Here is a 14,128-nt window from a genome sequence, read left to right as displayed (position 1 = left end):
ACAAACTCAGGGATATCTCAATGGGGTGAAAAGCATATTTTGCAGAGGTAAATTCTATTATTCACGATTACTCTTTTTTCCGTCAGACAACTCCGAATCTCCTTCCTCCTGATCTGACCCGGGACAGGTGCGAAGTTTCTGCCGATCCGGTAACGGACTCGCCAGCCAGTCATCCAACGCGGTGGGCATGGCGTCCCGCCCTTTCATCACAAAATGGCTCACATTTTCTCCGGATCGCCCGGTGCAGGGAGTTTTTATCCAACGGGCCGCGTCCGGAAAAGTTTCAGGGAGGATGGTCAGCGCACTGTCCAGACCTGTTTTCAGAAATTCGATGTTCACATTGCCGTCAATTCCTTTTTCCGAGGAAGCTTCGACCATGCTGTCCGAGGACCGGATAAACTGCTCCCCGGTGATGTGGATATTCCCGCCGTTCCCTTCATAAGCGTTGGCTCTGATTTTGCTGTGATTCAGGGTGATAGTCTCCGGCTTTCTGATTTCAATATCCCCGCCGTTGCCATCTCCGCCTCTGACGCTGGTGGTGATTTGGCTGTTGTTCAGATAAAGCATGTCTCCCGCGTTTACAGTGATTCTGCCGTCAGTTGCCTGCCCGCTTGCGGTACACACAGCTTCGGTGGTTATCTTGCTCTCTCCGGACAATCTGAGCGAATCCGTGTTTAAAGTAATTGTGCCGGACGCGCCCCCGTTTTCCGGTGATAAGCTTGACGAAGAAACCAGAGCCTCGTTCTCCAGCTCAAGTGTGCTGACATTCAGGGTTATATCTCCTGCCTTGCCGCTGACGGCAGTTGATGTGCTGATGGTTCCGCTGTCAGACAGATTTATATGCCGAGCCTTGACACAAATGGTTCCGGAATCGCCTGTTCCGTTTAATGCATCTGCTTTTATCCCGCTGACAGCATCCTGCATGGTATATTGATCAAGGTTTGTTTTGTCATTGAAAAGTTTTACAGGAGAACTTCCTCTGATATCAACAGTGTCCGCCTGAATCTGAATATTTCCGCCAGGTGCGCTGCCGTAAGTACCGGCCTGAATGTCTCCCCCATCCTCAAGAACCAGGGTATGCGCTTCCAGGAAAATATCTCCGGTATCGCCGTTTCCCGTACACTCCGTACCAATATAAGAGCCAGCAGGATAAAAGTCGCCATAAGGGTTGATACCGGACAGACGCACCTCACCAGCTACTTGGATGCTGATATCTCCGGATTTCCCGCTTTTTCCGGACCTGGCTGTACTTCCGCTCATGATGAAACACCCGTCTTCAATTATCAGTTCATTTGCTTCCAGAAAAATATCTCCGCCATCTCCGCTAACGGCATCATCTCCTGGTGAAATTGTCTGTGTGAAGATTCCGATTGCCCAGTTTGCCGGGCCGATTGTTTCTCTGATCGTGACAGTTCCCGCTGCGTTTATCCTGATATCACCGCTATTGCCGGAGCCATACGTTGTGGAATTAATCGCGGCAGAATCAGATAACAGGATATTGTCCGCTTCCATCTCGATATCGCTGCCATTTCCCTCACCGAAAATGACATTACTGAAGACGCCGCCGGAAGCAGCCTCCGGATTCACAGGGTTATCTCCGATATAATTCCGGAGCAGATAATTGTTAAAAGGGTCTTTGCTGATACCTTGGAAACAGATATCATGCCCGGCTCTGAACCTCAGGCGGCCGCAGTCACCACCGCCGAATGTGAGACTCATAACACTCGCACCATCCGAGAAAAGAATGTCATCATTTGCTTTGATATCAAGGTTTCCCGCATCTCCTGAATCTTCTGAGCCGCCATATGTTTCAAGAAAAATTTTGCTGGCATAGTTCTCATCGTCCGCACCGGAAAAGGTGATGGATTCCGAGGCGTTGAGCGTGATGTCACCGCCCTTTCCGCTGCCATAAGTATTGCTGTTAATCTCCGACCCCCCGGTAAAAGAGATATTATCCGCCTGAATATCAATGCCGCCCCCGTTTCTGTCTCCGAAAGTCCGGGCATAAATGTTGCTGCTTTCTGCCACAAACTGCCCGCTTCGGATAAATATATTTCCTGCACCGGTTCCGCTCACATCCAGCAGGGATTTGTCAGAAAGCCTTATGTTTCCTCCTGCCGCGTCTCCGAGTTCCTGTTGTTCGTTTCCGATGCCGACCTCACCCGGAGATGACATGCTCACCATGCGGATATTTCCTCCGGCCGCGCTGAGACTTCCCAGGGGGCTGACCCACGGAAATTCAAGGTTTTCACTCAGGGGAACAGGTTTCATGATTCGGGCGCAGGTGCTGTTTTTTATTTCAATATCTCCGCCCACCACGGAAATGCCCTTCCCCTCGGCCACAGCGAGGCCCGCAGCCTCTCTGTCCCATGTTTCCGAGGGGATTTCCCCTTTGCCTTCAAAAGTGATTGGTGAAATATCGTTATCCAGGAAACCAAAAGCCGCAGGTGCTGCAACCGAAAGCACATCACTTTCCAGAGGGTTGGTGTAAAATTTTTCATTGTCTCCGAGACGAAGATAATCCGCCGTGCTGACATGGAATGAGCCGCCTAAATCCAGTGACGCATCGGGCCCGAACATCACGCCCGCGGGGTTCAGGAAATACAGATCAGCATTGGGAATAGCCGAGGCGAGCCTGCCGTCAATCCATGAGGCTTCGCCGCCGGTGACACGGGTGATGATGTTTTGAACTGAATCCGGGCCGGTGAAGGTCGCGCTTTCTTTGGAATGAATATTGAACTGCTCAAAACTGTGGAAGAGATTTGTCCCGGCCTGCCGGCCGTATTCGGCCTTAATGTCATAATCCGGCCCGGGCAGATTCAGCTTTCCGGCAGTGCCGAGCGAACCGTCCAGATTGATGCCCCGCGGGTGAGTCCCGTCAGCATAAGCCGGAAAAAATGTGGTAATTAGCAAAAAACCAGTGATAACAAATTGCATAATTTTTCTCATCGCCCCCCCTTTTCTTCTGTCATTGATAAAAAAAGTTTTACTATTTTTTCACAAACAAAAAAATATGTCAATGGGGTGAAAAGAGTATTTTTTGCGTGTTAAAAGATTTGACATGAATCAGATATTGCGTTATTCTGACCAAAGTGAATTATTCAATCCTCCTTTTAAGTCATACAATTTTACCGTGATACATTTTGAAAAGCCGAGTTTTTTATCTGAGGATATTTTCATAACCGGGGGCGAAAAAACCGGCTTTTTTTATGAGCGTTTATTTAATTATTTAAGGATTAAATATTTAATTTTATAATAAATTAAAATTCATAAAATGATATGGAATTTTTAAAAATACTGGAATTTTTTCTGCTTCCCCTGTTCGCGTATCTGCTCGGTTCCGTACCCTGGGGTCTTATCCTGACCAGAATATTTACTTCCCAAGACATCACCCAAAAAGGAAGCGGAAACATTGGTGCCACAAATGTGAGACGCGTTGCAGGCACGACGCTGGGATTGCTCACCCTTCTCGGGGATATTTCAAAAGGGGCAGTGCCGGTATATATTGCCATTTCAATGACAGGGCTGAATGATATGCGGGGTGAACTTTTCGTCTCTCTTGTATCTCTTTCTGCGTTTTCAGGACACCTCTGTCCTGTTTTCACGAAATTTAAAAAAGGCGGAAAAGGGGTGGCAACTGCGGCAGGATGTTTTCTTGTAATTTCGCCAATGGCATGTTTTGTCACCGTACTTGTCTTTATCCTGTTTATCTGCTGGCAGGACCGCGTATCCGTCAGTTCCCTGGCAGCAGCAGCCGTGCTGCCTGTCGCAGTATGGGAGGCTGTCCATTCCGAGATAATAACAGGATGCGCCGTTATCATCACCTTATTCATTTATTTACGCCATAAGGACAATATCAGACGGATTCTGTCCGGCACAGAACTGACCGGATGAAAAATTCCTCCGATCTGAAAAGAATGCGGATGTCCCCGAGTTCCAAGCACGAAAAAACACAGAAGAGGAATTAATCCAAGTCATTGACTATTTTTCTCAACTCAGGTTCTAACCTCACAAAAAGATCTGCAAGCTCAGGATCAAAATGTGTGCCGCGTCCGGCTTTAATTTCCTCAAGGGTCTTTTCCAAAGGCCAGGCTTTTTTATAAGGACGTTCCGAAATCAGCGCGTCAAACACATCGCATATACATAACATTCTTCCGAACAGAGGAATATCCTCACCTTTAAGTCCGTGAGGATAGCCTGTGCCATCCCATTTTTCATGGTGCGTCAGGGCAATAATTTCCGCCTCTTTCAAAAACCTGTGTTCACTGCCGGATAATAATTTTGCTCCGATGGTGGTATGGGTCTCCATTATCATCCGCTCTTCCGGGGTCAGTTTATCCGGTTTCAGAAGAATTGTATCTGGTATGCCGATTTTGCCCAAATCATGCATTGTGCTTGCCAAAGAAAGAAGGTTGCATTCTTCGGGTCTGAGTCCGGCTGCTTTGCCCAGCAGACGGCAGTATTCGCTGATGCGTTTGATGTGCCGGCCTGTTTTTTCGTCACGATATTCAGCCGCTCTTTCCAGGCGTTCGAGAATTTCAATCTGGGCCTCTTCAAGCTCTCTGGTACGCTCACGGACCTTCTGTTCAAGGATGACGTTCTGATTTTTCAGGGCCTCCTGCGCAATTTTGAGAGAAAGGTGGGTTTTTACCCTTGCCTTGACTTCGGTAATATCAAAAGGCTTGGTGATGTAATCCACTGCTCCCATTTCAAACCCTTTGCTTTTTTCACCGGAACTGTCCACAGCAGTTATGAAAATGATGGGAATATCCCTGGTGTCAGGGTTTGTCTTGAGTTTCTGACACACCTCAAAACCGTCCATTTCAGGCATGAGGATATCCAGAAGAATCAGATCCGGTTGGTTTGTTCTGACATATTCAATGGCTTTGGGACCGTTGAGCGCCACCCCGAGTTTATAAGTATTTTTAAGTGCCTGAATGAGTACATCAATATTCGTTTTTGTGTCATCCACAATAAGAATTCTGCAAGTGCCGAGATCCTTCATAATACTAAGAACCTTTGTTTGTTTGAAGTGTTTTTAAAAATATATGGCCGTCAGACAGAAATTTATGATTTTTTGAATTCATTCGATTTTATCAGTGCAAAAACAAAGCGAAGCATCCGAAAGGAGTGCAAAAATAGAGCGAAGCGGTTTTTTGCATCCTGCCGGAATTTTTTTAATATAGAGTGTAAAAAACCGCTTCGCTTTGTTTTGCAAAAAACCGCTTCGCTCTATTTTTGCACTCCGGAAAAAAAATTTAGCTTGGCTCTGGTTTTGCATTGGGGAAAAGCTTTTCGATCTGGGATAAGAAAGGTATTTTGAAATCATCAGCAGATCGAAAGCTTTTCCCTCCCTGTTTCCACAATGTGCATGAATAGTTGTGCCCTCACTTTTTCCTTATTCCCCATAAAAAGGCCAATATCGCCAAAAAGATTAAGATTCCGCTAAAACTTTTGTCGCCGACATGCAGGTTCACGCCCGAAACCAACAAACCTGCTGATAACACCATCCACGCGAGTCGGCTGACAGATTGTTCCAATCGCTGTATGGCCTTTCGGGTATCTGTGGACAAAGCGGTTTGTATAGTTAATTTCCCCTGTTCCGCCTGATTTGCAACACTGTCCAACCTGGCTGGCAAGGTGAGCAGCAGCTGTCCCAGTGACACAGCTTCCCGGAGCCAGTCGTTTCCGTTTTTCAGCAGTTCCTCTTTTGCATAACGTTCAGCATAAGGAATTGTTTTGGTCCAGACATCAAAATCCGGATAGAGGTTGGCGGCCATACCGGAAAGAATGCCAATGGCCCGCATGATAAAAAGCATGTCTGCCTGAAATTGAAAAGGCTCATCATAAATGACATCCTTATACTCTTTTATAAAGGTTCTGGCTTCTTTTAGCGCGACATCCCGCATCTTTCCAACACGCACGCCCCACAAATGCCTGAATAATGTTTCATGGGCTTGTTCAAGGCGGTTCAGATCCGCACCTTCCAGCAACGCGCCCGCCTTCACAAGCGATTGGACAATTTTACGGGCATCGTGTGTTCCCACGCCGATGGCGTACTCTCGCAGCGATGTCTGTAATCGTTCAGGAATCTTGACGGACATGCCAAAATCAACAAACACGAGTTGAAAAGGACGATCCGGCTTATAAGGAACAACATCCCCGGGCCCGAAGTCTGTTATGCCGGCTTCGATTTCGTCCGGATGCGGCAGAGGTCTGACAAAAAGATTCCCCGGATGGGGGTCAACATGCACAAAATGCGTTTCAAATACCTGGCGCATATAGACATCATAGAGTTTGTCAGCAACCTTGACACGGCTGATTCCCGCGGCTTCAATGGCTTCCAAATCTCCGATTTTGAGATAGCCCACATGTTCCATCGCCAGAATCCGGGGCGCACAATACTCCCAATGCACTTTGGGAAAACAGACCTCGGTATCGTCGGCAAAATCGTCGGCAAGACGCTCCGCGTTCAGCGCCTCAGCTTCAAAATCCAATTCTCTGCGGGTGACAAGTGTAAATTCTTCAGCAAGCCAATCCAGATCAACCCGCTCGCGGATACTTTTGTAACATTTTAGCCAGCCCAAGGCCAGCACAATTGCCTTCAGGTCCGTTTCCACCAGCACATCAACCCTGGGACGCAGCACCTTGACCACGAGTTCCTCACCCGAGACAACCCGGACCTCATGCGCCTGGGCCAGAGAAGCCGATCCCAGCGGAATGGGTGAGAACCATTCAAATATTTCGGAAAGCGGGCACCCAAAATCCGCTTCAATTTGTGCGATGATATCTTCTAAGTTTTCTGGCGGAACTTCATCTTGCAGACCTTTTAATTCCTGGATGACTTCGCTCGGCAGAATATCAACGCGGATACTGAGAAACTGGCCCAGCTTAATCAGCACGCCCCCCATCTCTAATGCCAGTTTGCGATAATTCCGGGCAATGGCTCTCCAGCGGGGCAGCGGCGGAGTGCGAAACACACGAAGTATCGGACGGTTGAGGATGAGGTCCCACCAAATGGCTTGTAAAAAAACTTTTGCGAAAAACCAGCGCACCTTGCGATATCGCTTTAAGTCTATATTTGATGTGTCAGATTTGATTGGAGCGGAAGAAATCGCCCGCGTCGGTTCACGCTTCATTTTGCAGTCCGTCCGAAAGAATTTAGGCTCTCCGATAATTCTTGTTAAAGCTTTTATTAAATTAAAACGGAAGGATATCATATTTTACGGCATTTAAAAATGCGCGAAAATTTTTCCGCATTAAAAAGGCAAAAAGCATATTTGACATAACATACTGAATTTACATATTATAAAAAACGTCGGCACCTATGCCGGACAAATTCATAATATTCTGTTATTAAAGGATATACTGTTTTTAACGCAGATTACCAAAGAGCCAGAATTTAATGTCAGATTGTCTTGTCTGATATCAGGCATGTCTCAATGCTCCTGTAAAGCCGCTCATGTTTGACAGTTGTAAATTATGAAGTTAGATCGCTATTGTCAAGCACCAATTTTTCCTTTATCATGGCAGAGATAAGCGTTGCAGATTCCGATGTTCAATCTTCCTTTATGAGTTATGTCTGATGATAAAGTTTTTCTCTGCCAGGTGATTTGCTGATAATTTTTACGCAGGCGTTCTACGGTCTGGCCGATATTGTTCTCCTCTTCTGAGATGTCGTTATTGTGTTTGCGGTTGCCTGCGGACCGGGTGGTCTGACCCGGTCTGGCGGATTCGATATCGGAGGAGGAGACCGTCCGTCTGATACTGAAAAACAGCGACGTGAAGCCCTGGCAGAAAAAGCATCGGTGCATTCCGACGGTCAGCCCGGAATACGTCTTTCATATGGAGGATATCCCCGATCTTTATGAGGAACCTTATAATCCGGCATGTCCGTGCATATGCTTCGACGGGAAGCCGTATCAGCTCATCGGCGAGACGGCGGTTCCGATTCCGGCGGCACCTGGCAGACCGCTGTGTTACGACTATGAATACGAGCGGAACGGAAATGCGAATCTCTTTATAATGGCCGAACCCGCGGCCGAACAGCGTCGGATCGTCGTGACACAGCGGCGCACGAACACGGATTTCGCCGACATGATGAAACTTCCGGCGGACGAACTTTATCCTGATGCGGAGAAAATTCGCGTAGTCATGGATAATCTGAAGTTGGCACCGTAAATTACGGCTGTTTTCAGAATATACCGTCCTGTCACGGGGATTAAATTGCGTTATCTCGTGTTCCTTGATTTCATCAGAGGCATATAAACTGAAAATTACCTCATCTTTAATTGAGAGAAAGTTTTTTTACAGTGAATTCTAAAAGTATGATTTTCCTAAATATGTTCCACTTTCTGGATTTGTTTGTCGGACACTTGGCTGTATTAACAATAATTATAAATAACCGACCGAAATTAATTAATATAATCATGAACACGAGTAAGTCTGATGCCTGATATTGAAGCATTATTGCCATAATCCTGCCTTACAGAACGGGCTGTTTCTATTGCGGCGTCTTTTGTAGATAGTATATCTATGATGATTCTGTATTTCTGCTTTTCCGGTATTTCTGGGTTTTCAGAATGCAAAGCGATGTCAGGATTCAGCACAGAATTTTCAAATTTTTTAAGGTCGCTAATTGCTTTTTCAGCCTTTATCTTTGCATTTTCCTCGTTGAATAAGGCAATACGTTTTTCTATGGTTAAATGTAATTCCTGGCTGCTCAATGTAAGAAGTGAATTGCGATCCTGGAATAATAATTTGTATCTGTCAGGCAAAGCATCAAGCTTTGCTCCGTTATTTGTCACTTCTGCTGCTTTTTGCGATATTTCCGATTTTATTGTGTCGCATAAGCTGCTGATTGTGGATTTTATTCTTTTTATAGCTGATTTACCTTTTACTGCTGTTTCAAAACGGCCGCGGTCCAGATAGACAGAATGATCTGTCAGTTGAAAATCATCGCTTTTCAGATCAATGAATGCACGCACAGCTTCAATTCCTGATTGGATACATTTTTCCTTTATCTCCTGTTTGCGAGCCCTGATCTGACGATCCAGTGATAATCTCGCCTGTCTTGCCTCTTCAGAAATTTCGTCAATTGCTGTGAACAATTTTTGAATGTCAGCGGCCTGATTTATTGCGGACTGCTTTGCGTCTTTTAAGAATTTTTCCGCAGTCTTGAATAATTTCACATGCTCTATGGCACTCATAAAGTCATCATCGGTTGTCAACTTAGTATTTATTGATTGAATTTGAGTGATAAGATCATGTTTCCATTCATCAAAATTTGAACTTTGAATTTCTCCCTTTAACTTAATGACCAGTTGATTCATAATGATAATCCTGTTCAGGTCTGATGCCGGGTCCACTGATTACTCGATGTTCTCAAGTTTTTTTTGCCATTGCTGCGAAAACACGAATGACAGGCCTTTTTTGTCCGAATCAGCTTAAAAACTCTGATCATCATGTGATGAAGAAGCTTTCGTTACATTCCTCTATTAAGGCTGATTTCAGGAACACCGTACTTATTTCTTCAGAAATAATGAGTTATGCAAAAATAAGTATAGTGTCCTCGGAATTATTATCACATTGAATTTCAAGAAGTTGAGCCATATCCCAACGATTCGGATTAACTTGACACGAGCCTGACCTGTGGTTAGGCATTTTTTATGGATCATCAGTGAAAGAAACAGCAGAGTTACGGTTCATATCACCGGGGGCAGGAGCAAATTTACCTGTATAAACATTATATACACAGAACCAGTAAGGATCTACAGACCTAAATCCATTAGAATCAGAATATCCAAAGAGAGCGAGGAGAATTTCTCGTGAACTTAACCATTCTTCTCCCATATATACATAGCTGTGGTCAAAATCTGGCGGATGTTTCCGTCCATGCTGCAGGGCAAGAAATCGCCAGGCCTCTTTGGTGATATTTACTTTTTTCTGTTCGATGAATTTTACCCCCTGTCCTCTCTTAAACACTCGAACATGGCTTTCATTACTGCCTGCATGATCATTAAGGGCAATCCATTTGTCATCAGGAGAAAAAGACACTGCTGCGCTTCGATCATACCCAACAAGAAAAACAGGCTTAACATTTCCCTTGGAAGGGCGTATAAAAATCTCTGTGTAAAATATCGAGTCATTAACGTAGTGTTCCGCCACGAGTTTACCAGATGCGGACCTGTCTGTTTGTGTAAGGTTCCACTTCGGAGATTCAGCCGCAACAGTTACACATAAAAGTAGAAAGATTGGTAACAAAAATTTCATTTTAAATATCTCCAAAACTGAGCGGTGCCGGGAATTTTTCGAATAATTTCAAAAAAAGTTCTGTCCCGCCCTTCGCTACAATGGTTAGCTATTTTCTTCTCAAACCCTGATATCTCGATGTTCAAGTTTTTTCTGTCATTCCTGCGAAAGCAGGAATCCACTGCTTCCGGAAGCGTGGCCTCTGCCCAAAATGGATTCCTGCTTTCGCAAGAATGACAGGGTTTTTAGTCGAACCGGGTCAAAAAACTTGAACATCGAGTGATATGCTGTTCACTGGCATAAATTGCGCTCCATGGCCAATACCGTCAGCATAGCCACATAGCCATCGCAAAAGATATGTGGGACAGCATCAGAACCTTAATTGGTTTACCTACTACTCGATGTTCAAGTTTTCTGACCCGGTTTGGACAAAAAGCCTGTCATTCCTGCGAAAGCACGAATCCATTTCGGAGCGGTGCCACGCTTCCGGGAGCAGTGGATTCCTGCTTTCGCAGGAATGACAGAAAAAAACTTGAACATCGAGTACTATAAATCAGATGAAAATACAATTTCTTTTCATCCTCGGGCTGAAAAAGCGTCTCAAGAAGAGGATGTTTCCCAGAAAAACGCTTTTCTTATGTGAAATCCCTGTTGTTTTGTTCTTTAAAAAAACGAGCCACCATTTTTTCATATCGCTCCAGCCTGTTTGTCTTATGTATCTTCTTCCGAACATTCCTGCTGTTTTCAAAGGCCGATGCAAAATATTTCCAATGTCCTTTCATTTTATCCAGAAGATGGGCAGGCCCGCTCAGAACCTTCTGATATTCACGGAACAGCTCATCATGAAAACATTTCATCTGTTTCATTTTATCGGGAAAGACATCCTTGCCTTTCTTTATTATCGCGGGCAGAAACGGGTTTGCCAGCGCACCCCGGCCAATCATCCATCGCCTCACATTTTTGAAACGCCCGGATAGTGCCTGAAATGTGTCAAGGTCTGTGATGTCTCCGTTATACACCACAGGGTGCCGGGACAAACCGAGGCATGTCTCAAAGGTTTTCAGGTCTGTCGCTCCTTCGTACATCTGCCGGCCGGTTCTCGGATGAATGATGATCTCTGTGAGGGGATAACGGTTGAAGATCGGCATTAGCTGAAATATCTCATTCACATCATTTCGGCCCAGTCGGGTTTTGACGGAAAGGGTGTTTGGAATGGCCAAAAGGGTTTTTTCCAAAAACGCATCAATTTTGTCAGGAAAAGGCAGCATTCCGGATCCCCGCTGTTTGTTTGCCACCATGGGAAAGGGACACCCCAGATTCCAGTTGATGGTTTCATAGCCCATGTCATAAAGATATTTGGCAAGAATGATGAAAGCATCCGGGTCGTTGCTGAGAATCTGAGGAATTACGGGCATTCCGGAATTGTTTTCAGGCAAAAGCTCCCGGGTCTGAGAGGGTCTGATGCACTTTCCATGCTGGGTGGTGATGAACGGCGAGACGGCAATGTCAAAACCGTCAAAGTATTTTGAAAAGGCATTTCTGTAAAAGACATCGGTGATTCCCCGAATAGGGGCCAGATAAAGTTTCGGAATCATATTGAATTATAACAATCTCAATTTTTAGAATTTAAGAACAAATTACAACTTTGTTCCACATCTTCGGACCGATGGGGCTAGGCTACACTAACCAATGGAAAAATAATTAAAATTTATCTGATTTTAAGCGTTTCCAGGGGCCATATCGCATTTTTCAGCACCTTATTTTGTAGTCAGCGTAGCCATCTCCTCAAAACGCATAATCCGCTATTTATGGGGCAGCTTCACTTCTTCATCTGAATAAACCTCGAACTCATTATCTTTAACATCAGGAACCGGCATGATTTTTTCCTCACTGCCATCAGAAGATTTTTCATTCTTTGTCTTTTTGATAAAGTCCACTGTTTTTTCAAAATCAAAACTGGCTTTATCTTTAATTTGAAAAAAATCAATAATCATCTGTATCTTATTCCCAAGTTCTCCTTTTTCCGCATTATCATCATCTGATTTAAAAAAGGCAATCGCTTCCTGTAATCTCTGAGCTTCCTCTGAAAGCAATTTTGCAGTATTGCTCATTTCATCGCTTGAAGAAATATTACTCTGAATAACCCAGTCAAGTTGAGCGATTGTTTTACTAATCTGTTCAGCACCGCTTGCCTGTTCCTCACTCGCAGATGCAACACTTTGAAATAAATCAGCTGTTTTTTTAATATCCGGTATTATCGCGGCAATAAGTTCTCCTGATTCTTCAGCAATACTTACTGACTTCTGAGCGGTTTTCATTATTGATGCTGCTGCTTTCCGGCTGTTTATCGCCAGTTTTCTGACTTCGGAGGCGACAACAGCGAATCCCTTCCCGTGTTCTCCTGCACGGGCAGCTTCAATAGCTGCATTAAGAGCAAGAAGGTCAGTATTTCTTGATATCTCATCTATAATTGAAATATTTTCAGCGATATTCCTCATCGCCTCTGCTGTTTTTTTAACCGACTCTCCGCCTTTTAATGCGTCTTTGACTACTTTTTGTGCAATTTTATCTGATTTAGAGGCGTTATAGCTGTTTTGCTGAACAGTGGAAACAAGTTCTTCCATTGACGCTGATATTTCCTCAGTACTGGCTGCCTGATCATTTGTTCCCTCATTAAGATTTTTCACAGCATCATTGAGTTTTTTACTCGCATTTGCGACATTGCCTGATACTTCACGAATATTGATAACAACATCCTGAAGCCTCTCAGTCATTTTCTCCATAATACGATATATGCTGCTTTCATGTTCATTTGATTTTTTTATGTCAAATTTGGTGAAAATTTCTCCGTTCCCAATTTTATCAACGATTTTTACAACTTCTGCCGGTTCTCTTCCCAATTGTTTTATAATACTGCTGGTGATAAAAAGAGCAAGAGCAATGCCCGCCGCAATGACTAACAGAAGTGTTATTATGAGAACATTACGGGAAAATGAATATTGTATATCTCCGTCCTCACTTGCCTGTTTACCGGATTCACTGTTCATTTCAACCAGTTCCATGAGTATTTCACTGAATTCGTCAAATTTTTTCTGGCTTTTCCTAAGATGATCCATTGCCTCTTCAAACTGATTTTTTTTTGAAATTTGTACCAATTCTTCATGATAAATTTTATATTCATTCCACAAATCTGAAAACTGGTCATAGAGCCGCTGTTCATCATCAGAGGATATGAGGTTGTTATACTTGCTTCTTATTTCAGAAATTTTTTTTATAACATTTTTCCCTTTTTCCTCAGCCCTTCCCATCTCATTTTCATCTGTAGAAAGTACATGTTCGAATTCTGTGAGACGGTAATCAGATGTCAGCATGTTAAGATACAAAATGGACTCAATACTTGGCATCCAGTTTACAGCTAATTCCGTTGATTTTTGATTTACCTTGTTTAATTGATAAATTGAAAAGATACCCAAAACAGAAGTAAAAATAAGAATAACAGAAAAAGCTGTGATAAGTTTGTTTCTTAATTTCATTTTTTTTCTCCTTAATTTTATTTGGAGGTCATGGGATTGGGCCACATTAACCAATTGAAAAATCAGTTGAAAATATCTAATTTTAAACGTTTTCAGGGGCTATATCACATTTTTCAGCATCAGAACTGACGTTATAGAATTCTGTTTCCTTACAAAGCTGGGAAGCCCTGGCATATGTTTTCTCCATGTCGCTTTTTAGCTCCCGAAAAGATGCTTATTGGTATAACTCGCAGCCAAAATAAACAGATAATTCGTTTGATATTAGGTGAATTAGCACGGCCCGGTCTCGACAACCTATCCCAATAAAACACGAGGGGTTTTCCACTTTGTCTCCGCGCACTTTC

10 protein-coding genes are annotated in these 14,128 nt (G+C 44.0%); 2 read left to right on the top strand and 8 right to left on the bottom strand.

The features are described 5' to 3' along the window. Positions 1-57: 57 nt before the first annotated feature. On the bottom strand, positions 58-2,937 hold the full coding sequence (locus dnm_RS22935) for a two-partner secretion domain-containing protein (RefSeq protein ID WP_207679218.1): 2,880 nt from the start codon (positions 2,935-2,937) through the stop codon (positions 58-60). 342 nt (positions 2,938-3,279) lie between these two features. Here dnm_RS22935 and plsY point away from each other — a divergent pair, with 342 nt between their 5' ends. Further along, positions 3,280-3,894 (top strand): glycerol-3-phosphate 1-O-acyltransferase PlsY, encoded by a 615-nt coding sequence (gene plsY / locus dnm_RS22930; RefSeq protein WP_207679217.1) that lies wholly within the window; start codon positions 3,280-3,282, stop codon positions 3,892-3,894. Between the two features lie 70 nt (positions 3,895-3,964). Here the strand turns inward: plsY and dnm_RS22925 are convergent, their stop codons facing one another. The 3 genes from dnm_RS22925 to dnm_RS22915 all read right to left on the bottom strand — a co-directional run bounded on the left by dnm_RS22925 (position 3,965) and on the right by dnm_RS22915 (position 7,814). Beyond that, on the bottom strand, positions 3,965-5,005 hold the full coding sequence (locus dnm_RS22925; protein WP_207679216.1) for a response regulator: 1,041 nt from the start codon (positions 5,003-5,005) through the stop codon (positions 3,965-3,967). Between the two features lie 382 nt (positions 5,006-5,387). Further along, positions 5,388-7,139, bottom strand: a complete 1,752-nt coding sequence (locus dnm_RS22920; protein WP_207679215.1) for an ABC1 kinase family protein — start codon at positions 7,137-7,139, stop codon at positions 5,388-5,390. A 363-nt stretch (positions 7,140-7,502) separates the two neighbouring features. Beyond that, complete coding sequence (locus dnm_RS22915) at positions 7,503-7,814, bottom strand: hypothetical protein (protein WP_207679214.1); 312 nt, start codon at positions 7,812-7,814, stop codon at positions 7,503-7,505. Positions 7,815-7,845: 31 nt separating this feature from the next. On the opposite strand from dnm_RS22915, the gene dnm_RS22910 reads away from it, so the two are divergent. Further along, positions 7,846-8,181 (top strand): transposase, encoded by a 336-nt coding sequence (locus dnm_RS22910; RefSeq protein ID WP_207679213.1) that lies wholly within the window; start codon positions 7,846-7,848, stop codon positions 8,179-8,181. 233 nt (positions 8,182-8,414) lie between these two features. On the opposite strand, the gene dnm_RS22905 is transcribed toward dnm_RS22910, so the two are convergent. From dnm_RS22905 to dnm_RS22890, 4 genes are all read right to left on the bottom strand, one after another. Then, positions 8,415-9,332 carry a hypothetical protein gene (locus dnm_RS22905; RefSeq protein WP_207679212.1) on the bottom strand — a complete coding sequence of 306 codons (918 nt, stop codon included), beginning with the start codon at positions 9,330-9,332 and terminating at the stop codon, positions 8,415-8,417. Between the two features lie 334 nt (positions 9,333-9,666). Further along, positions 9,667-10,272 (bottom strand): hypothetical protein, encoded by a 606-nt coding sequence (locus dnm_RS22900; RefSeq protein ID WP_207679211.1) that lies wholly within the window; start codon positions 10,270-10,272, stop codon positions 9,667-9,669. 614 nt (positions 10,273-10,886) lie between these two features. After that, positions 10,887-11,846 carry a tRNA dihydrouridine synthase gene (locus dnm_RS22895; protein WP_207679210.1) on the bottom strand — a complete coding sequence of 320 codons (960 nt, stop codon included), beginning with the start codon at positions 11,844-11,846 and terminating at the stop codon, positions 10,887-10,889. Positions 11,847-12,053: 207 nt separating this feature from the next. Continuing rightward, positions 12,054-13,784: a methyl-accepting chemotaxis protein gene (locus dnm_RS22890; protein WP_207679209.1), complete on the bottom strand. Its 1,731-nt coding sequence runs from the start codon at positions 13,782-13,784 to the stop codon at positions 12,054-12,056. Positions 13,785-14,128: the final 344 nt, after the last annotated feature.

This window comes from Desulfonema magnum (assembly GCF_017377395.1).
In the GTDB taxonomy this organism is placed as follows: Bacteria; Desulfobacterota; Desulfobacteria; order Desulfobacterales; family 4be13; genus Desulfonema_C; species Desulfonema_C magnum.
Note: the sequence above shows the minus strand (reverse complement) of the source record. Positions and strands in the feature narration are given on the sequence as shown.

Coding starts and splice junctions, on each gene's coding strand:
- dnm_RS22915 (WP_207679214.1), bottom strand. CDS start 7,814: ATGCACCGATGCTTTTTCTGCCAGGGCTTCACGTCGCTGTTTTTCAGT.
- dnm_RS22900 (WP_207679211.1), bottom strand. CDS start 10,272: ATGAAATTTTTGTTACCAATCTTTCTACTTTTATGTGTAACTGTTGCG.
- dnm_RS22905 (WP_207679212.1), bottom strand. CDS start 9,332: ATGAATCAACTGGTCATTAAGTTAAAGGGAGAAATTCAAAGTTCAAAT.
- dnm_RS22895 (WP_207679210.1), bottom strand. CDS start 11,846: ATGATTCCGAAACTTTATCTGGCCCCTATTCGGGGAATCACCGATGTC.
- dnm_RS22935 (WP_207679218.1), bottom strand. CDS start 2,937: ATGCAATTTGTTATCACTGGTTTTTTGCTAATTACCACATTTTTTCCG.
- dnm_RS22910 (WP_207679213.1), top strand. CDS start 7,846: ATGGAGGATATCCCCGATCTTTATGAGGAACCTTATAATCCGGCATGT.
- dnm_RS22925 (WP_207679216.1), bottom strand. CDS start 5,005: ATGAAGGATCTCGGCACTTGCAGAATTCTTATTGTGGATGACACAAAA.
- dnm_RS22920 (WP_207679215.1), bottom strand. CDS start 7,139: ATGAAGCGTGAACCGACGCGGGCGATTTCTTCCGCTCCAATCAAATCT.
- dnm_RS22890 (WP_207679209.1), bottom strand. CDS start 13,784: ATGAAATTAAGAAACAAACTTATCACAGCTTTTTCTGTTATTCTTATT.
- plsY (WP_207679217.1), top strand. CDS start 3,280: ATGGAATTTTTAAAAATACTGGAATTTTTTCTGCTTCCCCTGTTCGCG.